19 protein-coding genes and 1 riboswitch are annotated in these 23,389 nt (G+C 42.1%); of the genes, 1 reads left to right on the top strand and 18 read right to left on the bottom strand.

Features of this window, described 5'->3' with window-relative positions; translation table 11 throughout:
- Positions 1-38 precede the first annotated feature (38 nt).
- Complete coding sequence (locus tag HMPREF3112_RS08120; protein ID WP_002886147.1) at positions 39-230, top strand: PspC domain-containing protein; 192 nt, start codon at positions 39-41, stop codon at positions 228-230.
- A gap of 73 nt (positions 231-303) precedes the next feature.
- On the opposite strand, the gene HMPREF3112_RS08115 is transcribed toward HMPREF3112_RS08120, so the two are convergent.
- From HMPREF3112_RS08115 to mvk, 18 genes are all read right to left on the bottom strand, one after another.
- Complete coding sequence (locus HMPREF3112_RS08115; RefSeq protein ID WP_022495921.1) at positions 304-1,362, bottom strand: DUF3114 domain-containing protein; 1,059 nt, start codon at positions 1,360-1,362, stop codon at positions 304-306.
- A gap of 29 nt (positions 1,363-1,391) precedes the next feature.
- The gene (locus HMPREF3112_RS08110; RefSeq protein ID WP_048676042.1) at positions 1,392-2,330 is read right to left on the bottom strand and encodes an alpha/beta fold hydrolase; all 939 of its coding nucleotides are present in this window, start codon (positions 2,328-2,330) and stop codon (positions 1,392-1,394) included.
- 49 nt (positions 2,331-2,379) lie between these two features.
- Positions 2,380-4,326 (bottom strand): threonine--tRNA ligase, encoded by a 1,947-nt coding sequence (gene thrS, locus HMPREF3112_RS08105; protein ID WP_048676045.1) that lies wholly within the window; start codon positions 4,324-4,326, stop codon positions 2,380-2,382.
- Positions 4,327-4,370: 44 nt separating this feature from the next.
- On the bottom strand, positions 4,371-4,766 hold the full coding sequence (locus HMPREF3112_RS08100; RefSeq protein WP_048676048.1) for a hypothetical protein: 396 nt from the start codon (positions 4,764-4,766) through the stop codon (positions 4,371-4,373).
- 458 nt (positions 4,767-5,224) lie between these two features.
- The gene (locus HMPREF3112_RS08095; protein ID WP_037610833.1) at positions 5,225-6,547 is read right to left on the bottom strand and encodes a glycosyltransferase family 4 protein; all 1,323 of its coding nucleotides are present in this window, start codon (positions 6,545-6,547) and stop codon (positions 5,225-5,227) included.
- On the bottom strand, positions 6,548-7,546 hold the full coding sequence (locus HMPREF3112_RS08090; protein ID WP_048676051.1) for an LTA glycolipid anchor biosynthesis glycosyltransferase, IagA/BgsA family: 999 nt from the start codon (positions 7,544-7,546) through the stop codon (positions 6,548-6,550).
- A 130-nt stretch (positions 7,547-7,676) separates the two neighbouring features.
- Positions 7,677-10,703 (bottom strand): Spy0128 family protein, encoded by a 3,027-nt coding sequence (locus HMPREF3112_RS08085; protein ID WP_048676054.1) that lies wholly within the window; start codon positions 10,701-10,703, stop codon positions 7,677-7,679.
- A gap of 392 nt (positions 10,704-11,095) precedes the next feature.
- Positions 11,096-11,788: a 5'-methylthioadenosine/adenosylhomocysteine nucleosidase gene (locus tag HMPREF3112_RS08080; protein WP_048676057.1), complete on the bottom strand. Its 693-nt coding sequence runs from the start codon at positions 11,786-11,788 to the stop codon at positions 11,096-11,098.
- A 66-nt stretch (positions 11,789-11,854) separates the two neighbouring features.
- Positions 11,855-12,115, bottom strand: coding sequence for a cell wall synthase accessory phosphoprotein MacP (gene macP / locus HMPREF3112_RS08075; RefSeq protein WP_048676060.1), 261 nt, complete (start codon positions 12,113-12,115; stop codon positions 11,855-11,857).
- Between the two features lie 3 nt (positions 12,116-12,118).
- Positions 12,119-12,667, bottom strand: a complete 549-nt coding sequence (locus HMPREF3112_RS08070; protein ID WP_002886219.1) for an NUDIX domain-containing protein — start codon at positions 12,665-12,667, stop codon at positions 12,119-12,121.
- Positions 12,668-12,740: 73 nt separating this feature from the next.
- On the bottom strand, positions 12,741-14,123 hold the full coding sequence (gene glmU, locus HMPREF3112_RS08065; protein WP_070439186.1) for a bifunctional UDP-N-acetylglucosamine diphosphorylase/glucosamine-1-phosphate N-acetyltransferase GlmU: 1,383 nt from the start codon (positions 14,121-14,123) through the stop codon (positions 12,741-12,743).
- 283 nt (positions 14,124-14,406) lie between these two features.
- On the bottom strand, positions 14,407-17,067 hold the full coding sequence (mgtA, locus tag HMPREF3112_RS08060) for a magnesium-translocating P-type ATPase (protein ID WP_070439182.1): 2,661 nt from the start codon (positions 17,065-17,067) through the stop codon (positions 14,407-14,409).
- A gap of 223 nt (positions 17,068-17,290) precedes the next feature.
- Positions 17,291-17,446: riboswitch (M-box (ykoK) riboswitch) on the bottom strand.
- Positions 17,447-17,624: 178 nt separating this feature from the next.
- Complete coding sequence (locus HMPREF3112_RS08055; protein ID WP_070439179.1) at positions 17,625-18,344, bottom strand: ABC transporter permease; 720 nt, start codon at positions 18,342-18,344, stop codon at positions 17,625-17,627.
- A complete protein-coding gene (locus HMPREF3112_RS08050; protein ID WP_070439176.1) occupies positions 18,337-19,176 on the bottom strand; it encodes an ABC transporter ATP-binding protein in 840 nt (279 codons plus the stop codon). The genes HMPREF3112_RS08055 and HMPREF3112_RS08050 overlap by 8 nt, the downstream gene beginning before the upstream one ends.
- 149 nt (positions 19,177-19,325) lie before the next feature.
- Positions 19,326-20,330, bottom strand: a complete 1,005-nt coding sequence (gene fni, locus HMPREF3112_RS08045; protein WP_070439173.1) for a type 2 isopentenyl-diphosphate Delta-isomerase — start codon at positions 20,328-20,330, stop codon at positions 19,326-19,328.
- A gap of 49 nt (positions 20,331-20,379) precedes the next feature.
- Complete coding sequence (locus HMPREF3112_RS08040) at positions 20,380-21,375, bottom strand: phosphomevalonate kinase (protein WP_070439170.1); 996 nt, start codon at positions 21,373-21,375, stop codon at positions 20,380-20,382.
- Positions 21,368-22,312, bottom strand: coding sequence for a diphosphomevalonate decarboxylase (gene mvaD / locus HMPREF3112_RS08035; RefSeq protein ID WP_070439167.1), 945 nt, complete (start codon positions 22,310-22,312; stop codon positions 21,368-21,370). The genes HMPREF3112_RS08040 and mvaD overlap by 8 nt, the downstream gene beginning before the upstream one ends.
- On the bottom strand, positions 22,294-23,172 hold the full coding sequence (mvk, locus tag HMPREF3112_RS08030; protein WP_070439164.1) for a mevalonate kinase: 879 nt from the start codon (positions 23,170-23,172) through the stop codon (positions 22,294-22,296). The genes mvaD and mvk overlap by 19 nt, the downstream gene beginning before the upstream one ends.
- Positions 23,173-23,389 lie beyond the last annotated feature (217 nt).

Here is a 23,389-nt window from a genome sequence, read left to right as displayed (position 1 = left end):
GGTGTTATGGTATAATAAGGCATACGGAGGTAAATCATATGAAAAAAGAACTCAGACGAGATCCAAACAACAAAATCATTGCCGGTGTTTGTTCTGGTATCGCTAAATATCTTGACATCGACCCTGTCATTATTCGCCTCATTTGGGCTGCAGCGATTTTCTTATTCGGAACAGGCTTTCTTTTCTACATCATCTGCTGGATTATTATCCCAGAAGAAAGCAAGTGGTAAGTTATCATTGAATATACAAAAAAGTGATACAGACCTAAATTTCTTACTATTTAGGTCTGTATCACTTTCTTTTTTATTTTCTCAAGCGGAAAATAAAATAGCTGACATTAACAAGGAGTAAAACACTCCAAAGAATGAGAAAGGGAATATTTCCTCGGACAGCATTGTGCCAAATACCTAGGGCGTATAAGGCCATAAAGACTAGTGAGCCTAGAACTGCTGTTCCCTTATTGTTTTGTGGTTGTTTAGACATATGAACCTCCTTTGATTGCTTGGTCTGATCCGGTTTAAAGCCATAAACCAGAGCGAGAAAAAGTCTGGCTTGGCGTTTGACATCATTTGCCAAAGACCTATGAGACTGAGCATAGATGCCTTTTGGATTGTAGAAAGATTTATCAAACTGTTCAGGCGCTTGCTGTCCCCAACGTTTTTTCAATTTGTTGGGTGAACGAAAGCCCCTAGTCATTCGATTACGAAAATCAGGGTCATGTGGTTGGACCGGCTCCACATCCAATTGCCAGTGGCGCTTGAAATTACCATAGTTAAAACTGGCACCATTAACCACCCCACTCTCGGTCACCTGCTCCGCATCGACCTCATTGAGAAAGTTTCCCTGACTATCCAGAATAAACTCAATCCGATTATAGAGAAGAATTTTTAGATTAACACTTGGAATCCCATCAGGATAAACCGCCTTGCCATCACAGATAGAAACCTTCTGGTGCAAACGTCCCTGATCAAACATGGTGAAAGGCTTCCATCTCAGATAGACAGCCAAAGCTTCTTTATCTGTCATCCCTGGCTTTTTATAATGCGTCCGCACATACTGAGCCTGTTGACTAGAAATCAGGTAACGTAGCTGATGGATTTGTCTCTCAATAGAGGCATTCTTAGACAAACTATCACCAGGAAAAGCCAGGTCTACCAATTTAACGACATCCTTCCAGAAGGAATCATGCGGTGCCAAGTCAGGATCAAAATAAGATAAAAGGTGTTGGGTTTCTTCAAGCTCTCCCGATAAATCCTCTGGCATCCCTATATAAGCTAACAATAGCTTTAGTACTTGCAATGGCTGGTAGTCCCTTCGCCAGTCCTCCCATAAGTGTCGAAAGGCTTTTGAACCAATGAGCATCACATCCCTCCTCGATAATATATGTAAATTCATTCAGTCGTCTCTTTGATGAACTCCTCTATCTTCTCGGCCACCTCTTTGGTCTGATAGTGATAAAGATAATGCGGAGCATCATAAAAAGTCACTTCGATATTTTTCTGGTCCTTTGCAAAGCTAGTCGCATAATGCCGCCAGTCCTTCTGGCTAAAACCAGTACCCCCACCATTCGAGACCATCAGTAAGGTTGGAATTTGTGAATCAATGCTAGAAGTAACCTTTTTCGCATTTTCCTTAACAGACAGGCTCTCATTTAACATAGCCTTTGACAAAATTTGACGATAGGCTATCCGTTGATAGAGGCGGTGGTCACTACTACTGAGATTGGCATTAGGCACATATAAGCGACCCGGTAAATACCTTAATAAGCCTAATTGACTTCCCCAACGAGCCATACGTAAAATCTGGGGATGTATTGTTAAATGTGCATAACTTTCTGGTAGGGCCCAATCTAAACCAATGATAGCTTTCACTTCACTAGGGTATTTTTCCTGCCACAGAAGTGTCTCTAAGGAGGACATCGAATGAGAAAGGATTATATAAGGACCTGAGACATGAGCCTTGGCTAGGGCTTGACGTGTTTCTGACAGAACCTCAGAAACATCTCTGGACTCTGAAGTGTCCTCACTGTAACCATAACCAGCCCTCTCTACAACGACTATCCTGTATTGCTTCGAAAGCCCATCATACAAGTCTTTAAAATCTAGAATGGGAGAGGCCGTTCCAGCACCAGATAGAAAAACTAGAGTTTGTGACCCCTCCCCCTTTACAAAGACGCTCATTTCATGGCCATTAACAGACACCATTTGTCCCATAGGTTTAAGAGAAGCCTTTTCCCTTTGCAAGGCCAATCTATGATAAGTAAAACTCGCCAGTAACAAAACCAGAACTGCTCCCACCAGGAATAAGAGTCTTTTCATAAAAACGTGCATGGTTTATCCTACTAAAAAGTCAGCTAGCTTAGCTAACCGACTTTCTGATTTATTCGGCATCTGAGCGTGATTTGCGGGCGATATCAGCAAGGATATTTTCTACAAATTCTGATACAGTTTCAGTGTGTGTTTGTTTTTGTCCATAGCGACGAACGTTAACAGTTCCGTCTTCCATTTCCTTGTCACCAACAATCAATTGGTAAGGGATTTTTTGTGTTTGAGACGCACGAATCTTGTATTGCATTTTCTCGTTACGTTCATCCACTTCAACACGGATACCACGGTCACGAAGTTGTTTAGCAACTTCCCAAGCGTAATCTGTGTGGGCTTCATTTGAAACTGGGATAACAGTTACTTGTTGAGGTGCCAACCAAGTTGGGAAGGCTCCTTTATAGTTTTCAATAAGGATAGCTGTAAAGCGTTCCATTGTTGAAATAACCCCACGGTGAATCATAACTGGACGGTGTTCTTCTCCATCAGCTCCGATATATTTAAGGTCAAAACGTTCTGGAAGCAAGAAGTCCAATTGGATAGTAGAAAGTGTTTCTTCATTACCAAGGGCAGTCTTCACTTGGATATCAAGTTTTGGACCGTAGAAGGCAGCTTCACCTTCTGCTTCAAAGTAGTCGAGTTCCATGTCATCCATGGCTGATTTCAACATGCTTTGAGCATTTTCCCACATTTCGTCATTGTCAAAGTATTTGTGAGTATCTTTAGGGTCGCGGTATGACAAACGGAAACGATAGTCAGTCAAGTTGAAATCTTCGTAAACGTCGATAATCAATTGAAGCGTACGTTGGAACTCATCTTTGATTTGTTCTGGTGTTACGAAAGTATGACCGTCATTAAGTGACATTTCACGCACACGTTGAAGTCCTGTAAGGGCACCAGATTTTTCATAACGGTGCATCATACCAATTTCAGCGATACGGATAGGCAATTCGCGGTAAGAGTGCACATGGTGTTTGTAAACTTCGATGTGGTGAGGACAGTTCATTGGACGAAGGACAAAGGCTTCACCATCTCCCATATCCATTGTTGGGAACATATCTTCACGGTAGTGATCCCAGTGACCTGAAGTTTTGTATAGCTCAACTGAGGCAATTGGTGGAGTGTAGACGTGTTGGTAGCCTGCTGCTACTTCCTTGTCCACGATGTAGCGTTCCAAGACACGACGGATTGTCGCACCGTTTGGCAACCAGAATGGAAGACCTTGACCAACTTCTTGAGAAATCATGAACAAATCAAGTTCTTTACCAAGTTTACGGTGGTCACGTTCTTTAGCTTCTTCAAGACGTTTAAGGTAAGCCTTGAGATCTTTTTTATCGAACCAAGCTGTACCGTAGATACGTTGCATCATAGCATTATCGCTATTTCCACGCCAGTAAGCACCTGCAACATTCAAAAGATGGAAGACTTGGATACGACCAGTTGATGGTACGTGTGGGCCACGGCAAAGGTCAACGTACTCACCTTGACGGTAGATAGTCAAACCACCTTCGTCTTCTGAGTGCTCTTCAATCAATTCCAATTTATATGGGTCATTTTTGAAGATTTCACGCGCTTCGTCTTTAGTCACTTCTTCACGGATTGATGGGAAGTTTTCTTTAACGATTTTCTTCATTTCTTCTTCAATACGAGGAAGGTCTTCGTTAGAAATTTGACCAGCTTCATTGTCAGTATCGTAGTAGAAACCATCTTCGATGGCTGGACCAACACCCAAATGAATATCTGGGAAAAGGCGACGAGCTGCTTGGGCAAACAAGTGAGCCGCTGAGTGACGCAAGATTGGAAGAGCGTCTTCGTGATCAGGTGTCACGATTTCGATGCTTCCATCTTCAGTGATCGCACGAGTTGTGTCAATCAATTTACCGTTAAATTTACCAGCAAGTGCCTTTTTAGCCAAAGAGTTGCTGATAGATTGTGCAATTTCAAAAGTTGTAACGCCAGATTCAAATTCACGAACAGCGCCATCTGGGAAAGTAATGTTAATCATAATTAAGATGTCAGAGCCCTAAAGGATGAGCCCCTTCTTCCTTTCTATTTAATCTTTTTGTTGTAATAGTTTGTTTCTAGGATGCTTTGCAATTCCTTCTTATGCCAACCAGCACCAATCATCATCTTGTTGACATTAAAGTCTAGATCCCTGCCATCAGTTAGAAAGAAACGAAGTTTGTAACCAATAAACAAACGTTTCTTAAACTGATAGGACTTAATCATCTCTTCAGGAAGTGTAGCAATAATCTCCCCTAATTTTCCTAAAGGAGTAATCGAGATAATGAAAACCTCTTTTTCTGTAAAAACAATAAGAAAATAGGCATTGGCTGTTCCACCAAGTCTTTGAGTAGCATAGATAGCGTGCATAGTCTCAGCAAGACTAGCATCCACACCGTGGTCAATCAAGTAGGCCTTGATAGCTTCATATTTGAACCCCATAAAATTCTCCCTCAACTAAAAAGATAGTGTCACCTCGTTCTAAACAATCCTTTTAGTAATCAAAGAGAAAATATTTAGTCACAAAGTAAAGCTTTTCTATCTAAACTAGACATTCTAAAAATTGTAAAGCATACCAAACAATACAAAAAGCGACATCCTAAAAAGGACGTCGCAACGTGGTTCCACCTTAGTTCGTGTACGACAAAAAATGAGTCTGTCCTACACCTCTGATTGGCTCTAACGTGGCCACCGTTTTATGTTTGCATAAAAAGTTAATCGAGTAGTCCCAATCATGTCCTCTGCGTGATTTCCAGCACCACACGCTCTCTGAAAGATTTCCCATGACTGATATGTCTCTATGCGTTATTATAGCATGAAACTGTAATTTTTCAAGCTAATTATCTCTTTTATTAATCAATTCTAAGATTTTATCTGACTAGGAAAATCTGGTAGCTTTCCTAATCCAAAAGTTTCGTGATATTTCTGATTTTCTTGACCTGTTTGGCTGATCCTTTGAGGATACGAACAGAGCCGTTAACAGGCAAGGTAATAGCCTTAGTCGGCAAATAAGTTACCATACGCGTCAAGCGTTTCATGGTACTGTCTTCACCATTCAAATCGTTGTGGAAATCCTTAGAAATCGTAAGGTCCAAGTAATACTCATAGACACGTTTTCCAAAGTTTTCCGCAGAAATTTCATAAAGCTTGTCAGCCCACTTAGTTTCGTCTTTTTCTGGTGTTGCAATGGCAGCTTCCAAAATGGCCCCGGCTAAATCATTATCATGATAATAAAGCGTTCCAAACATCTGGTCTGTAATCACATTATCCAAATAAGGATTTCCGTGGGCAATGATAGGGGTACCGCTAGCCAAGGCTTCCAGATAGGTCAAGCCCTGAGTCTCACTGGTTGATGCCGAAATGAAGAAATCAGCAGACTTATAATAAAGTGCTGTCTCACTAGGCGCAATCATACCAGTGAAAACCACCTTGTCCTGAATACCAAGTTTTTTGGCTTGAGACTTAAGATCTGGTAGGTAAGGACCGTCACCAGCCACAACCAAACGCACCTTGTCGTCTTCCTCCAAAACAGAAGGGAGAGCAGCCAGCACAGCCTGGATGTTTTTCTCATAGGACACACGAGAGAGGCTCAACAACATGGTCTCATCAGAGGCGATACCAAGCTTGGATCTCAAGTCTGCCACATCATCTTCAGTAATCTCTGGACGTTGGAATTTTTCAAGTTCAATTCCAGTTGGAATGACACGTTTTTCAGCTGCAACCTTGTACTTGAGCAAAAGGTCATAAACAATCTCACTCGGACAGATGACTCCATCCAAATCGCTCATAAAGCCACGAACAATGTACTTAACCATACTTGGACGGATAACCATACCTTTGGCAATATAGCGGACATAGTCTTCATACTGAGTATGGTAGGTATGCACAACAGGAATCCTAAGTTCGCGTGCAATGGCAATCCCTAGCAGACCTAATGAAAACTCTGTCTGCGTATGAATAATATCAAGCTTATATTGTTTAGCAATCTCTAGTGCCTTGGAAAAGCCACGATAAGCTACACGGCGATCCTTAAAAGCAAAGAAAGGCACACTCGGAATACGGACAATCTGCCAGTCTTCATAGCGGTCAACATCTCTATCAGTGGTGGTAAAGATAAAGACTGTATGTCCCATTTTTTCCAACTGCGTCTTCAGCGTGCGAATACTGGTCGCAACACCTGATACCTGCGGAAAATAGGTATCTGTAAACAATCCGATACGCATTTAAATCTCCAATACTTCTTTGTAGGCTTCAACAAGCTTTTGGGCGACATCATCAATCGAGCGACTTTCTGCAACCTTATAGCCTTCTTCACGTTTGTCCACTTTACCATCGATAAGATCTTGCAAGGCTACTACAAATTCGTCCACGTTGTGCCCGAATGAAGCCGACTTGTCATTAACCCAGCCTTCATAAACAGGAATATCACGCAAAACCACATGCTGGTGACTGGCAAAGGCTTCTAGCACCACAATCCCTTCTGTTTCCTCGTAAGATGGGAAAAAGAAAGCATTAGCACCACTCATAGCTCCCTGGAAGACGGCTCCCTTGAAATAACCTGGGAAGCTGACATTATCAGGATGCTTACCATTGACAATGTCTCGAATCTTCTTAGGAATCAACCATTTGCTGATACTACCTAACCAAATGAAACGAACATGAGGCATCTTTTCGGCAACCTTGACGAAATCTTCAATTCCCTTGCGTTGGAAATAAAGACCCGCACAAATCACCACTGGCTGTCCTTCCTTGATACCAAAGTAGTCTCGGAAAACTTCTTCCTTACGTGGATCCTTACCGTATTTTTTCAAATCAATCCCATTTGAAACAGCAATGATTGGTGTGGTAACTCCGTAAGACTGAATCAATTTTTTGGAATACTCAGATGGCGTAATCACGTAATCGGCCTTTTGATACATGTGGGCCAAGTATTTCCCAAAAAGTGGAGCCAAAAGGTTAGAACCGATGAATGAATTCTCAAAGTCTTCACGTGTCGAATGACCATGCATGATGACCTTCTTGCCACGGCGTTTTGCAGCATGCAATAACATCAAGCTGCGTGGCCCATAAGTATTAATATGAACGACATCGTAATCACCCAAGATGTCCGTTGTATAGGGAATCCCCGCCAAGTCCAAGGCATGCATCTGATGGTGGAGAGCCCGTCCGATTCCTGATTTTTCAAGAACCGATTTTCCTTCAAGATAAAGTAGAACTTTCATACTCTTCATTATAGCTTAATTTAGTAGAAATTTCATCTTGCAGTTGGCTTTATCTTGATTTCTCATTTAATGAGATAGGCGGCCAAATACTAAAAAAGATCGAGAATACTCGATCTTTTAGGTCATCATCTTAAACGTCTTTACGGCGACGATGGCTATATGCTACACCCATGACTGCTGCCACTTCTGCTGCCACACCAAGGGCAAGCAAAGCAGTATCATTAGCTTGACCAGTCTCTGGAAGTTGAGGTCCTGATTTCTCAGAGGATTGAACTGGCTTAGCTGGTTTTGGAGTCACCGGTGGAGTAGGCGGAGTTGGTGGTGTTGGCGGAACCACTGGTGGTTTAGGTGGGACACTTGGTGGTGTCGGTGGTGTTGGCGGTGTAGGAGGTTTTGGAGGAATGTAACTATTGTTAAATTCTGTATCCAAAGGAAGGAGAACGGCTGCTACGAGCAGATTTTCCTTTTCACCTACAGTCTTAGTAACGGTCACCTGGAATTTAGCCACCATGTTATCATAAACCACGTCAGCTTCATTGCCCTTGACTTCTTCAACAGTGTAGTAGTAAACACCTGGTTTGTCGTAGACAATATTTTCAAAACTAATGTTTCCTTGTGCATTATTGGTCACTGTTTGGATAACATTACCCTTGTCGTCCTTGAGAACGAAACTAAACTCACCATCTTTGAGGTTACGACCTGTAAGAACCTTGGTCAATTCGAATTTGGCCTTAGCTGGTTGCACGTCTTTCACATAGTTATTGAAAACAGTATCTTTTGGATTAGCAACTGTTGATACCAAAGCATCACCATCTCGTGTCACTGTAATCCAGACAGTTGCTTTCATACCATCATAGATGATATCTTCGTTAGTTCCCTTAACTTCTTCAACAGTATAAGTGTAAGTTCCTGCCTTATCAAAGTGAAGTTCACTAAAGGCAACACGACCATCAGCTGTATTACCAACTGTTTCGACAATATGACCGGCACTATCTTTGAGAACAAATTGGAACTCATTAGCAGTCAAAGTTTGGTTGACACCTGCCTTAGTCAATTCCTTACTGAACTGAATAGCGGCCTTAGCTGGAGTCACAAACTTGTTGTTAAAGATAGTGTCTTTAGGATTAACCACGGTTGAAACAAGGGCGTCGCCATCACGTGTTACCGTGATAGAAACAGCAGCTTTCATGCTGTCATAAACAATTGAGTCATCCTTACCTGTAAGCTCTTCAACAGTGTAGTTGTAAGTACCTACCTTGTTAAAGGTTAACTCACTAAAAGCAACCTGACCATCAGCTGTATTACCAACAGTTTCAAGGACTTTTCCAAAACGGTCTTTAAGAACAAATTGGAATTGATCTGCTTTTAGATCTTGTTTAACGCCTGCCTTGGTCAATTCCTTACCAAATGCAATTTTGGCCTTGGCTGGTGTTACCAATTTATTGTTAAAGATAATGTCTTCTGGATAGGCAACCTTGGCAACCAATTTGACTTGATTGTCCACAGTTTCACGAACAACCTGAATGGTGATATTGGCTTCTAGTTTGTCATAGACCACATCTTCGTCATTACCTGGAACTTCAGTCACACGATAATGATAGACGCCTGGCTTACTGAGTGAGAGATTTGAAAAGACAATTTTACCCTTGGCATCATTAGTGGTTTCCCCTAAGTCAACAGGATTGGCACTATCCGTCACATCAACCAGTTTGAAGGTAAATTCTTTGTCCTTGAGGTCTCTGCCTGCCAAGTCCTTCTCAAGTTCAAGATTGAAATGAGCGAGATTATCCCCGATGGCATCTCCACGACCTCCAACTAAGCGAATGGTTGACTTGTAAGAATCAGAAACAACATCCGCATGGAGTTTAATACGGTTGACAGGGTTGGTTGATTCTTCAACAGGTTTTGTCAAACGGGTTTGATACCAAACATAAACCATGCGGTCCAACTGATTGAGTTTAAGCTCAAAATGGCTATCATCATAAGAGAAACTCTTAATCAAATCCATAGCTGAACCCTTGTCAATCCAAGGATCTGCCGAATCAATGTAGCGAAGTTGCAAAGAACCGTCCACAAATCTTTGATTGTCAGACCAAGTATCAACCAGTTTCAAGTTGTTAAGGAGACGTCGTGAGTAATTAAGACGCATCTGCCAATTTAGGATAGTTGGATCATGCTTGTCTTGACTACCCCACTTAGAAATAACCTCTTGACCTGGAGGAGGTGACTGCACTTTACCCACTGAAACATGAATGATACGTCCCTCAAAATCAAGAGTAAGATGTTCCCCTTCATCTACTTCTTCAGAATAAAGGGTATCCAACTCCAAACTCATGAGCTTATTGTTAGGATGTGTTTGGAAATAGTTATTAAAGGTCGTAGTGACACGATTCTTCTCAGGATCAATTTGAGCCAGACCTACAATTTGATTGTCTGGATTATAGACATTGATATCGTAGCTAGTACGGAATCGCAACTGCTCAGGCAAATTAAAAATGACCTGATCCCCTTCATTGATGGTCATATCATCAGGGAAAGGAATATTGTGGTAGACAACCTTGCTAGTAGCGTACTTACTATTTCCGTTCGGAAATTCCATTTCCACATCAGGATTTTGAACAGTGATTTCAGTTCCTGTCTTTGTCACCTTGACATCCGATGGAATCGGGCGACTTAGGTTGGTAACCTTAAGTCCGAAATTATCAGACGAAGCGGAACTCGTATTGTTTGCTGCAGCGAGGTCGCTAGCGCTAGCTTCTCGTGTTTCATTGACTGTAACAGGTTTCTCACTGAGCCCCTCACTAGTCTTATCTTGTGATGAACTTGTTTGCTCAGAGCTTGCAACCGTTTGCTCTTGAAGCGCAACTTCACTAGAAACAGCAGTTACTGAGATAGCACTAGTACTTTCTGCTTGAACGGTAGGTTCAGCTGTCACTTCTTGACTTGAGGCACTAGTGCTTGTCCTTTGGCCCCCACCATCAGACTCACTGGCTTCCTCAAGTACACTCGTCGCTGGTTGGCCTTTAGGCTCTTCAGCTTGATCTGCTTTGGCGGTACTTACACCAAAAACTGCAGACGAAAGTAAGACCGAAGCAACGCCCACCGTAAACTTACGTATGGAGAAACGCTGCCTCGAATCACCGAATCGGTTATTCATGATTCTATCCTCCCATTTTTACAAATCTTAACATTTTTGTAACCCTTTTCATTCTGAATTATACACTATTTTCAGAACTTTGCAAGATAATTATTTACCCCTTTGGAGGTTTTGTAAAGCTTTCTAAGATATCAATAGATAGTGAAATTTTCAAACCCTTATATTATAAGCTTTCTTTCGGAGTCCCTCTTTTAATATTGTTTTTCTTTCTCATTTTATTGCCATAATTTTAATTCAATTTCCGTCTGAAAAATGCTAAAATTCAGATTTTTTCTTTAAAAAATGAGAAGCTTATCTTATCTAAAAGCAGAAAAAAACTGCCATTCTTAAATGAATAGCAGTCGTCTTTAAATTAATTAAGAAAATGAGCATAAGCACTCATTTAATGTATTTTAAGCAAGTTCTTTGAGAAACTCAACCAAGATAGCAGCTGATTGTTTCCCCGCCTGAATAATGAATTCATCAAAGGTAATGTTAGCATCATGAGCAGCTGTATCACTCATGGCACGTACAACGATGAAAGGCTTTTTGACACTGTGTGCGGCTTGAGCAATAGCTGCTCCCTCCATCTCTACAGCCAAGACTTCTGGGAAATGATCCTTAATAGCATCAATCTTGTCTTGACCCGCAATGAAGCTATCACCCGTAGCGATAAGCCCAATCTTAGAATCAATGGAAGCCTGAGCTAAGACCTTTTCGAAAGTCTCTACGAAGGTAGAGTCACTTTCAAAGTAGAGTGGCTGCATAGACATTTGCCCATAATCATAGCCAAAGGCTGTCAAATCAACATCGTGATAGGCTAATTTTGACGCCACAACCACATCTCCAATTTTAAGTCCAGGTGCTACTGCTCCAGCAGAACCAGTGTTAATGAGGGCATCAACGCCAAAATGGTCTGCCAAGACAGCCACAGACATGGCTGACATAACCTTACCAACACCTGATTGTACCAAAACGACGTCGTGTTTTCCCAAACGTCCTGTGTAGTAGGTATTGCCAAGAACAGTTTCTTCAACCTTATTTTCCAATTGCTCCACTAGAAGCACTAACTCCTGCTCCATGGCAGCGATAATTCCGATTTTCATATAGTTCCTTTTCAGCTTGTAATCTTTCCTGAATCAGTAGCTAGGGCTATCTGACTCATAGACTTTTTAGAAATAAAAGACAGCAATGAAGAGAAGAATCAAGAGGACCACAACCCAAAAGAGGATGCGATTAAGCTTGTGTTGAAATTGATTGCGTTTAGCATTCTCAATTCGACGGCTCTTGTAGGCAGAAGGCTGGTAATCAGCCTCATAATCCTCATCGTAGAACTCTTGCTCATAGTCCTCATAATAAGGATATTCCTCTAAATCGATTTCCCCACGCTTGGCCTGCTCAATGATATCGTCGGTCAAAAGTGGTTTTCCCATAGCTTATTTTCCTCCGAAATGAAGTGCATAGTATTGGAGGGCGATGATAGTTTTGGCATCCTGGATAGCCCCTGACGCTACAAGTTCCATACACTCTTCATAGGTCAATTCATAGAGTTCAAGGAACTCATCATCATCAAGTGGACGTGGATTTTCCACAGGTTTAAGGTTAGTCGCTACATAGAGCTTGATTCTCTCATTACAAAAGCCAATGGCTGTGTAAAATTCATAAATCAATTCCAGATCACCCTTGTATTGAGTCTCCTCTTCAAGTTCACGCGCCGCTGCAGCCATCTCATCGCCAGCTTCACCGACTTCCAGCTTACCCGCAGGAATCTCGTAAGAAACCGCCTCAATAGCCTTACGGTATTGTTTGACGATAATGATTTTTCCTTCTGGGGTAACTGCTAAAACAGCTACTGCACCCTTGTGGAAGATGAGTTCACGACCAGCTGTCTTACCGTCTGGCAAGAGGACCTCGTCTACTGCGACTTCAAAAATATGTCCCTTAAATTTTGACTCACGTTTGAGTGTTTTTTCTTCAAAATCCATGAATTGACTCCTTTTACTTCTGACCTCATTCTAAGCTGTTTTTATAAACAACCAAACTCAGATAGCCTTAAGCCTACTTTTGTTGACTTGGGTGGTGAGGTTTCTTAATGGCATAGCCTTCTTTATTGACCTGGCGGCCACGTCCAATGGCTACACTGTCAGCTGGCACATCATCTGTGATGGTTGAGCCAGCCGCTGTGAGAGCGTTAGCCCCAATTTCAAGCGGTGCAATCAAGGTTGAATTGCTTCCGATAAAGACGTTATTGGCAATTTGTGTCTTGAACTTGTGTTGGCCATCATAGTTAACGGTAATGGTTCCAGCACCAAAGTTAACGTCAGAACCAACTTCCGCATTACCAATATAGGTCAAATGACCAGCCTTGGTATTTTCACCGATAGTAGAACCCTTAACCTCAACAAAGTTACCGATATGAACATCTTTTTTGAGGGTTGAATCTGGACGAACATGGGCAAATGGACCAACGGTAACGCCCTCTTCAACCACTGAGTGCTCAATCATAGAGTTAGTGATAACCGTTTTGGCACCGATAGTTGAATCAACAATATAAGTACCATTAGTAAGCACTGACTCTGCACCAATCTTAGTTTGTCCTTTAAGTGTCACATTAGCTTCAATGACAACATCTGGCTCAATTTCCACATCCACGTCGATATAAGTAGCGTTTGGATTTTGGAAAGTAACACCGTTGACCATGTGAGCTTTGTTGATACGACGACGCATAACATCTTCTGCTGTAGCTAGGGCAACACGGTCATTAACCCCAAGACTTTCTTCGAAATCACGAAGGGTGAAGGCACCTACTTTTTCACCATTCTCACGGAAAATAGAAATAACATCAGTCAAATAGTATTCCCCTTGAGCATTATTGGTGTTAATATTTTTAAGCGCTTCGAAGAGGCGTTTATTATCAAAAACGTAAGTCCCTGTATTGATTTCTTTAACCTGTTGTTCGAATTCGTTGGCATCTTTTTGCTCAACAATCTTAGTCACTTCGCCATTTTCGTTACGGATGATACGACCATAACCAAATGGATTGTCCGCAGTTGCAGTCAAGATAGTGGCAACATTTTTATGATTAACGTGGAAATCAATAAGGTTTTTAAGGCTTTCACCAGTAATCAAAGGCGTGTCACCAGCAATAACAAGCGTTTGACCTTCAAGTCCAGCCAACTCATCTTCAGCCATCATTACTGCGTGACCAGTCCCCAACTGCTCAGTTTGCATAGTGAAGGCAGATTGACCATCCAAAACCTCACGAACAAGTTCAGCCTTGTGACCAATAACAGTAACGTTTTTAGCTGGATCAATGGCTGAAACTGCACGGAAGACATGCTCAAGCATAGTGATGCCTGAAACCTTGTGCAATACTTTTGGAAGATCTGATTTCATGCGAGTTCCTTTACCCGCAGCAAGGATAATAGCGTAATTAGTCATTTTCTTTTTCCTTCTTAATATTTTTTTGATGGTTTCCTTCGTGGCGGTCTTAGCCTTGAGCCCCAAATCTCAGAGCCTCCACCTCCCACTGGGATAGCCTACGAAAGAAAGGGGCCTTGAAAACATAGTCTCTCATTTCTTAGAAAATATGTCCTCATAACTGACGTTTTTTAGGGCCTCTGATTATCTATAATCGCCCTATTATACCATAAATGAAAAGGTTTTGGCAGAATGAAAGGTAATGAAAAAAGAGCTAACGCTCTTTTTTCTAAGGATAGTTGTCCTATAACCATTCTTTATATTTCTTAATATAGATATGCTTCACAAAGGTAACACTAAGCATATACAAAACGATAATAACAAACAAGAGAATGAAATAGAGACCGTTTAGATGGCTGAGTTTTAAGAGACTAGCCAATGGACTGTATGGAAGAGAAGTCACAAAGAAAGCAGCAAATAAGGTTGTCACAACAACTGATAGTGCTGGGTGACTTTGAATAAATGGTAGTTTTGGTGAACGTAACATGTGGATAACCATGGTTTGAGACCACATAGATTCGATAAACCAACCTGTTTGGAAAATAATGATAAAGGCTGCTGCTTCTGGTGAACCATGAACATAGCCATGCCCCAAAATCATTGGCACAATGATGAAATAGAGCAAGATATATGTCAAAATATCAAATACGGACGAAATAGGTCCTATCCAAGCCATGAAACGCATGATTGATTTGGCTTCCCAGATATGTGGCTCTTTAAGAAATTCCTTATCCACATTGTCAAATGGAAGGGCGATACAAGAGATATCATAGACAAGATTTAGGACAATCAAATGCACAGGTGCCATTGGTAGGAATGGTAAGAAAATGCTGGCAAAGAGGAGAGAAAAGATATTCCCGAAATTTGAAGAAACGGTCATCTTGATATATTTGGTCATATTAGCATAGACCTTCCGTCCTTCAACCAAACCTTTTTCCAAGACCATTAAATCCTTATCAAGCAAGATAACATCTGCAGTTTCTTTGGCGATATCAACAGCTGTATCCACAGAAATCCCCACATCTGACACCTTCATGGATGGGGCATCGTTGATACCATCACCCATATAGCCTACCTTATGCCCATTTTCCTTAAGGCTTAGGATAATTCGTGCCTTTTGGTCTGGGGATAACTTAGCAAAGACTGTTGTCGTTTCCACAGCCTTAGCCAAATCTTGATCTGACATGGTATCAAGATCACTTCCAAGTAGAATGTGCGTCACATCTAGACCAACTTTTTCACAGACAGCCTGTGTCACCTTATCATTGTCTCCAGTCAAAATTTTTGTGGTCACACCATATTCCGCCAAAGCCTTGATAGCAGGTGCTGCTGATGGTTTTGGTGGGTCAAGGAAGGCAAGATATCCCGTCAAAATCATATCACTTTCATCTTCGACACTAAAGACATCATTTTCATTAAGCTGTGATTTGTAGCTAACACCGAGAACACGCAAACCTTGTTCATTCAACTGTGAAACTTCCGCAAGGACTTCCTCACGAACATCGTCAGTCAATGGGATAATGTCTCCCTTGTATTCCACATAGTTAGAAACAGAGAGCATTTCTTCAAGGGCACCTTTTGTCACCATGCTAACAAATCCATCAGTGTCTTGAACAATGACACTCATGCGACGACGTTCAAAATCAAAAGGTAGCTCATCAATCTTGTGGAAGGTCTGGTCAAGGTCACGAACGATGTCATGTTTCTTAGCTTCTCTTTCAGTTCGGCTAATAATGGCACGGTCCATAAGATTTTTTAAGCCAGTTTGGAAATAAGAATTAAGATAGGCTCTCCGAAGTACTGATAGGTCAAGGTCACCATGGATATCAAGAGGGTACTCAAGAACGATTTCATCCTGAGTCAGGGTTCCTGTCTTATCCGTACAAAGGATGTCGATAGCCCCTAGGTCTTGAATAGCATTAAGTTTTTTGATGACCACCTTTTCCTTGGCCATAATGATAGAACCCTTGGCAAGACTGGCTGTGATAATCATCGGCAACATTTCTGGGGTCAAACCGACTCCCACACTAAGGGCAAAGACGCCGGCTTCAAGCCAGTCCCCATCTGTTAAACCGTTAATCACAAAAACAACAGGAACCATGACCAACATGAGTCGAATCAAGAGCCAAGAAATGGAGTTCATCTCACGTTCAAATGAAGTTGGTTCGTCATAAGTATTGATGGTCTGCTCGATAGCTCCCATCATGGTGTCATCACCAACAACTAAAACCAAGGCTATTGCACGACCAGAGATAACATTAGTTCCCATGAAAGCAAGGCTCTCACTTTCAAGCAAACTCTCTAGATTTTGACCATCCGCCTTAGACAGACAAGCCTTTTCCACAGCATCGCTTTCACCTGTCAAGCCAGACTGTTGAACAAAGAAATCACGAGAGTCTAGCAAAACCACATCCGCAGGAATCATATCTCCCGCACTCAGTTTGACCACATCTCCAACCACAATTTCATCGATTGGGATTTCTTGCTCACTGCCATCTCGAAGCACTGTTGCAGTATTGACAATCATGCGAGACAAATTGCTAGCAGCCTTGTCGCTACGAAGTTCTTGAATGAAACGGATACCACCAGATATCAAAACTAGAGTGACAATGATGATAGAAGTCGTTGGGTCTTCTTCACCTGGTTTAGCAAGCCAGACATTGGTGATAAAGGAAACCAGAGCGATGACTAGGAGAATAACAGTAAAGGGATTGATGATAGATTCATAAATCTTTTTGATGATAGAATCCTCTTGTCCTTTGGTAATGACATTTTCCCCATAAAGGTTACGGTTTTCTTCTACTTGGTCTTCCTTCAAGCCATCCAAATGAGTCTTGTAGCGAGTAAGGGTTGTTTCAAGTGGCTCTTGAAGAGCAGCAATAAGTCTTTCTTTATTTGTTGACATTGGAATCTCCTTTTTTAATCAGGAGCCAATCACTTACGGAGTCCCTAAGACACTAATCAGCGATTGACTGGTTAGGTGCGGTTCGGGGTGATCGTCGATTAGTCTCATAGTTTTCTCCTTTCAATTTATTAATGGTGGGCGGACCTCGGACAAAAGAAAAGAGTCCTACCCATATACAGGTAAGACTCTATAAACTCGAGGTGGATTTTTTAATAGATTCTGTCAAAAAATGGACCGTTCAAGCTTTAGCTCCGCAAGGCAATGAAATGAGCTTAGTCTTGACCTTGGCGATCAGGACTGTTGACCAACGAGTAGTGTCTCCACTGCTTTGCGGTAGTCATCCGTATCCTTGTGGTAGCCTCACCTACCGTATTTCACTGAAAATATTACTCCTAAGGCAGTGACTTGTCAAGGGGAAAAGTTACTTTTTGCTTGATTGGATAATAAAAAAGAGCTTCCGCTCTTTTTATACTTAGATAAAATCTTCTTTTGAGACTTTCCTTAAGTGAGGGCAGACGTCATAGTCAAAATAGGAACTTATCTCTCCAATAGAAAAATTAAGAGATCTTTCGTATTTTCTTAGCCTGCACGAAGACAAGCAATGCAAAGACAAGAATCCAGATGATTAGAGCTATTAAACTAGCTTTTTGGTCCTGCCACTTAAAGTGGTCAAAATCACTGAGCGCATTTGTGAAAAGTCCCATGTGACTATATTTTATAACGGTATCAAAAGTGTCACTCATACCTGAAAATGTTGGAATGAAAAGGCTAATCATCATTACTGGTAAGCTAACAATTTGTGAAGAAACTTGAGTCTTACACACCATACCAATTAATAGATAGATAAGCATGATTGCTACCGCAGTTAATAAAACAATGAGATAATAAGCATCTGACTGTTTACCCAAATCAATCTCTAGAATGTTAGGAATGAAAAGTGCTGAAGCAAGACTAATGGCAAATGGGAAAACAAGGGTAGAGATTATGTAATTTTCCGTCTTAACACCACTCAGAAGGAGAGTTCGGAGGGTCTTTTTCTCTTTTTCCTCAGACACAATGGTACTAATTATATTTCCTACACCAAGGGAAAGAGCCATAGACAAACAAGTCGCTAGAAGATTGAACTTTGTCTCTGTATTTAATGTTCCTTGTACCTCATAGAGCTTTTTGTATAGATAGGGAAAGCCAAATGGTAGCAAGACTTGAAGCAAAAGACTTTTATTTGATAAGATAATTCGGCGTCTGAGCCACATAAGTGATTTTAACTGCTTACGCATTGAGCTTACCTCCTGTTAGTTGGATAAAGACATCTTCCAAGGTTGGTTCACAAGAATGGATGGTTAGAATATCATCAGTCTGGCTGATCTGTCCCAACTCTGAAAACGATAGGTAGTTCTCCTCACCAGATTGATAGGTAATTTTGACACGTCTAGCTGTATTGTACTTTTGAATCAGATCACTTGGAGTCCCCGCTTCCACAATTTGTCCCTTATTAAGAAGGACAATCTTGTCACAGAGGATAGTCGCCTCGTGCATGTCATGGGTCGTTAGGAAAATGGTCGTCCCTTCTGCTTGCAACTCCTTAATAAGTTCATGAATAGACTGGGAAGTTGACGGATCTAAGCCTGAAGTCGGTTCATCCAAAAAGAGAACTTGAGGTTTGTTAATAATGGCACGGACGAGTAACATACGTTGCTTCATCCCTGTTGATAACTTTTCAGCCAGGGTCTTACGTCTGTCATAGAGACCTACACGCTTCATCAAATCATCAAGGTCCCCTTGTGGAACATCATAGAGCTTTGCAAAAAAGAGGAGATTGTCATAAAGGCTCAACTTTTCATAATAGCCACTATTTTCCGTAATTAGACCAATATTAGCAAGGTCTTCCTCGTTCAAATTGGTAGAAGACTTACCTAAAATTGATGATTGCCCTTGGTCTGGTGTCAATTGACCTGTGAGAATATTGATTGTGGTCGTTTTACCAGATCCAGACGGCCCAAGAAAACCTAAAATTTCTCCCTTGTTGACCTCGAAAGTGAGGGAACTTATGGCCTTAAAAGACCCAAAGCTTTTGCCTAAATTGTCCGCTTTAATAACCTGCTGAGACATAGTTACTCCTTTAATATTTCTTTAACCTAACACCTATCATTCCATGCATTTTTCTGAAAGTAAGCATGCATTGACTGAAAAATACAATGAGTTACATTACAATATTTTAACATAATAAGAAAAAGAAAAAAAGAGCACTTGGCTCTTTCCTACTTTCCTTGCTTGATATAAGTCCCTTGTAGCTTACCATGTAAGATGTAATCCACAGATTTGAGCTCATCAATAGTCCGACAATCGAGGGCACACATGATGAGACGAAGGTCGTCCTTCCAGCCATTGACAATAGCCACAACCTTATCCACAGGGTAACGTTCCACCAATTCAAGGACAGTTCGTGAGAGGCCAACGCCTTTTGCTCCTAGGACCAGACATTTGACCATATCGAGTGGGTTTCGCACGCCACCAGAGGCTAGGATTTCCACATTATCACGAAGGTCTTGGGCTTGCAAGAGGGTCTGAACGGTGCTTTGTCCCCAGTCATTGAGGTAATCACGGTTGCCACCTCGACTATTTTCAATATAGGCGAAGCTAGTCCCACCACGACCTGAGATATCCACAGTCTTGATTCCTTGAGACATGGCATAACGAATGGTTTCCACATCCATACCAAAGCCGACCTCCTTAAGCACAAGTGGAACCTCTATGTTCTGTGCATAAGCCGCCACATTTTCCTTCCAAGTGTGGAAAATACGCTCTCCCTCAGGCATGAGAAGCTCCTGCATAAGGTTAACATGGAGCTGTAAAAAGACTGGATTCATGGCTTCCACCGTCTTAGTCCCCAAGTCCACAGACTTATCCACACCGATATTAGTCGCTAGGTCTAAGTCTGGAAACTCTTGACGATAGTCAAAGGATTCTGGTGCTTCTCCTTTTAGAGCAGCACTGTAGGAACCCGTCACCATGAGAATACCTGTTCGACTGGCCACCTCAGCCAATTTACGATTAACTGCACCACCTTTGGCCGAACCACCTGTCATGGCATTGATATAAAAGGGAAAGTTCCAATCTCGTCCTGCAAAATGTGTGGACAAGTCAATCTGATCTAAATCATAAGTTGGTAGAGACTTGTGGATAAGTTCCATATCGTCAAAACTATTGTAGGGCGACTGGTACTTAAGGGCATAACGGATGTGATCGTCTTTACGATTTGTCATAGGTTATTTCTTTACTTTCTTGCGTGATTATTATCTACTAGGCTGACCTTTAAACCTCATACAAGAGCTCTATTCCTACCTGTTGCCAACGCTCAACTAGAGCATCTCGGCTAGCTTGGTCAAAGGCAAAGGCGATACCACAGTCGCCACCCCCAGCTCCAGAGGACTTAGCAATGGCATCGAGTCCTTGCTCTGCTTCTTTGAGTTTTTTCAGCTTGGCCACATAAATATCTGGACTAAGTGATTCCAACTGGTCACTGACAGTTTGAAGGCTGCTCTTAAGTAAATTCTTATTTCCTGTTTCCAGTGCCTTGATGGCATCTTGGACGGCAACTTCTGTTTCACTTAAATACTTGCTTGATATGCGAGATTTGGCCATTTTAACCATGTCTTTTGAGATAGCAGCTTGCTTGGTCCACCCCACCAAAAAGTGAGCTTGGAGAACTGGCACTATAGGACTGATACGATAGCCCCAATCTTTTTCCAAAAGCTCTGTTAGAGTTATTTGATCTATAAGCTCTGCTATTTTTGCACGGTCAAAGGAACGATAGGAAATCAGGCCCTCGTATACGATACAAGCTAAATCTCCCATAGAACCATTATCTCCTTGCTTGAGGAGAGTGTAGCTAGCTAGCTTAAAGAGAATGTCTTTAGATAAGTCTTTCTGAAGGGCTGCTGCCAAGGCCTTGAGGGTCAATACCACAACAGAACCCGAAGAACCGATGCCAAATTTAACCCCATCTCGTTCCAACTTTCCAGTGATGGAAAGATCCAGAGCGGGCAACTTCTCACCACAAAAGGCCTCAAAAGTATTCAAGGCCTCTTGAATGAGGGCGTAATTTGCGTCTGGCTCACGACCAACACTATAGTCAAACATGTCTGAGGACAACTGGGTAGTTTGTGCTTCCTTGACCTCTGCTGACATGAAAATGGGAATAAATTGGATTAGGGCTGTCTGCCCAGGTGTTAAGACTGAGTATTCTCCAGCAATGTAGAGTTTCCCACCTGTTTTTACTGTGACCTGACTGACCGACTGCTTAGGCATCTGGCAACTCCTTAGTGCGTGAAACGATGACCTGATAGTCCTTACGGAAGTGGTCTGCTAGGCGGTCTAGGTCTTCTTCCAGACAGAGCACCTTAACATTTGGTCCTGCATCCATAGTAAAGTAACACTGCTCACCAGAGGCACGGAGGGCCTTAACCTTGTCCATAGCCTGATATGAGGCTTCCGTTAGATATGAAAATGGTGGGTTAGCCGTGCTTGTGGTTTGGTGCATACGAAGGGCATTGGCTTCAGTGAGCTCACCCACCGCTTGGAAATCATTAGCCTTGAGGTAGTCTAACATATCCTTGTAATCCTGCTCAGACTGTTTAATCCACTCTGGGAAAGAGGTCGATGTTTCGGTGCACAATTTCATACCGTCTCGGCTTGATACGGGTTTCTTTTGATCTGTCAAAACCAGCATAACCATGGCCAATTTAAGGTCTGTTTCAACCGGGTAAACCTCACCACTATCCTTGTCCCAGGCTGCCAATGGTCCAAAGAAGGACCGTGATGACGAACCTGAAGCAAACTTGGCAATTTGAGCTAATTCAGACTGCGTTTTTCCGACTTGGAAGAGCTCGTTAGCTGCTTTAACTAGGGCAGAAAGTCCTGAGGAACTTGAGGATAGACCCGCTGCTGTTGGCATGTTGTTCCAAGTTTCAATCTTGACATGTTGGTTTGGATTAGTACGGAAGAGATCTAAAACCTTACTGGCCTTGATTGTTTCTTTTTCCCCTTGGAGCTCATCATCGATATACATGACATCACCAGTCGCATCCTCAGGCAGAAAAGATAACTTGGTTTCCGTATACATATTTTCCAAAGTCAGTGAGATACTACTGGTTGAAGGAATCATACGCTCCGCATCCGCCTTACCCCAGTATTTGACAATAGCAATATTTGCGTACGATTTGACGCTTACAGGCTTTCTATCCACGTGTTTACGGCTCCTTTTTCTTGAAGTTTTTTAGCAATCGTTCGGGCTTGGTCTTTAGTACTTGTTAGGGCAATAATGCAACCACCCAATCCTCCACCTGACATCTTGGCTCCCAGTGCACCTTGCTCCAGAGCAGTTGCTACTAGAAGATCCGACAAATCACAAGACACCCCTAAAGATTTAAGGTGATTATGTGCTTGAGACATGAGCTGACCAAGAAGCTTTTGATCCTTGGCTTTGAGGGCGCGTTCTGCCTTCTGACTTAATTCGCCCAGTTGGTTGAGATCTGACAAGGCATCTAAACCAATGGCCTCAACCTTTTCCACAGCCTCACGGGTATTTCCATGGATACCCGTATCAGCAATGACCAGATAGGCACCTAAATTGACCTCGATTTCCTTGAAACCGATATTACGCGTAAAGCTAATGGCTTGGTCACTCAAGCAGGTCTTGGCATCTAAACCACTAGGTTTACTATGGGCAATGGTCTCTGCCTGATGAACTAGCATTTCCAAGGTCTCCTGGCTAAGCTCCTGATCAAAATAATCAAAGACCGCTCGAATTGCCGCAATGGCTACAGCCGCAGACGACCCCATGCCACGCTTTTCAGGGACACTAGACTTAATAGCATAGCTGATAGGTTGATTCTTGATTTTTAGATAGTTAAGGGCTGAAAATATGGCTGTCGTCAAGGGATCCTGAGCCCTGAGCGTCAAAGGAGTCTCAGCCGCCTGAATCTGACAAACAACCTCAATATCCTTAAGAGGGAGGGCAAGGGCAGGATGACCATAAACGACCGAATGCTCCCCCATCAAAATAATCTTACTGTGAGCCTTGCCCACTCCTACTTTCTTAGTCATAAATTACACACACTCACAGACCAGTTGGCATACGAGTATCTTTCTATGTTGTTCATACAGATTCTAGTGGTGACTCAAGGTCAATCAAGCATTCAAAGGAGACAAAGAGCACCAATCTAAAGAATTTTCTTATAGCACTTCTATCTTATCATCAAAGCGCAAAAAAAGCGACATCTAACCTAGAGTGTCGCTTTGTATGGATGATATACTCACAAAA

The organism is Streptococcus sp. HMSC10E12 (assembly GCF_001807855.1).
GTDB lineage: Bacteria > Bacillota > Bacilli > Lactobacillales > Streptococcaceae > Streptococcus > Streptococcus salivarius.
This window is presented reverse-complemented; position numbering and strand designations above follow the sequence as displayed.

What these genes read in the sequence shown, in the direction of transcription:
- HMPREF3112_RS08050 (WP_070439176.1), bottom strand. Translation starts at nt 19,176, where the DNA reads ATGTCTCAGCAGGTTATTAAAGCGGACAATTTAGGCAAAAGCTTTGGG.
- HMPREF3112_RS08120 (WP_002886147.1), top strand. Translation starts at nt 39, where the DNA reads ATGAAAAAAGAACTCAGACGAGATCCAAACAACAAAATCATTGCCGGT.
- HMPREF3112_RS08095 (WP_037610833.1), bottom strand. Translation starts at nt 6,547, where the DNA reads ATGCGTATCGGATTGTTTACAGATACCTATTTTCCGCAGGTATCAGGT.
- macP (WP_048676060.1), bottom strand. Translation starts at nt 12,115, where the DNA reads ATGGGAAAACCACTTTTGACCGACGATATCATTGAGCAGGCCAAGCGT.
- HMPREF3112_RS08080 (WP_048676057.1), bottom strand. Translation starts at nt 11,788, where the DNA reads ATGAAAATCGGAATTATCGCTGCCATGGAGCAGGAGTTAGTGCTTCTA.
- HMPREF3112_RS08070 (WP_002886219.1), bottom strand. Translation starts at nt 12,667, where the DNA reads ATGGATTTTGAAGAAAAAACACTCAAACGTGAGTCAAAATTTAAGGGA.
- HMPREF3112_RS08100 (WP_048676048.1), bottom strand. Translation starts at nt 4,766, where the DNA reads ATGGGGTTCAAATATGAAGCTATCAAGGCCTACTTGATTGACCACGGT.
- HMPREF3112_RS08085 (WP_048676054.1), bottom strand. Translation starts at nt 10,703, where the DNA reads ATGAATAACCGATTCGGTGATTCGAGGCAGCGTTTCTCCATACGTAAG.
- HMPREF3112_RS08115 (WP_022495921.1), bottom strand. Translation starts at nt 1,362, where the DNA reads ATGCTCATTGGTTCAAAAGCCTTTCGACACTTATGGGAGGACTGGCGA.
- glmU (WP_070439186.1), bottom strand. Translation starts at nt 14,123, where the DNA reads ATGACTAATTACGCTATTATCCTTGCTGCGGGTAAAGGAACTCGCATG.
- HMPREF3112_RS08040 (WP_070439170.1), bottom strand. Translation starts at nt 21,375, where the DNA reads ATGCCTAAGCAGTCGGTCAGTCAGGTCACAGTAAAAACAGGTGGGAAA.
- mgtA (WP_070439182.1), bottom strand. Translation starts at nt 17,067, where the DNA reads ATGTCAACAAATAAAGAAAGACTTATTGCTGCTCTTCAAGAGCCACTT.
- fni (WP_070439173.1), bottom strand. Translation starts at nt 20,330, where the DNA reads ATGACAAATCGTAAAGACGATCACATCCGTTATGCCCTTAAGTACCAG.
- HMPREF3112_RS08090 (WP_048676051.1), bottom strand. Translation starts at nt 7,546, where the DNA reads ATGAAAGTTCTACTTTATCTTGAAGGAAAATCGGTTCTTGAAAAATCA.
- thrS (WP_048676045.1), bottom strand. Translation starts at nt 4,326, where the DNA reads ATGATTAACATTACTTTCCCAGATGGCGCTGTTCGTGAATTTGAATCT.
- mvk (WP_070439164.1), bottom strand. Translation starts at nt 23,172, where the DNA reads ATGACTAAGAAAGTAGGAGTGGGCAAGGCTCACAGTAAGATTATTTTG.
- HMPREF3112_RS08055 (WP_070439179.1), bottom strand. Translation starts at nt 18,344, where the DNA reads ATGCGTAAGCAGTTAAAATCACTTATGTGGCTCAGACGCCGAATTATC.
- HMPREF3112_RS08110 (WP_048676042.1), bottom strand. Translation starts at nt 2,330, where the DNA reads ATGCACGTTTTTATGAAAAGACTCTTATTCCTGGTGGGAGCAGTTCTG.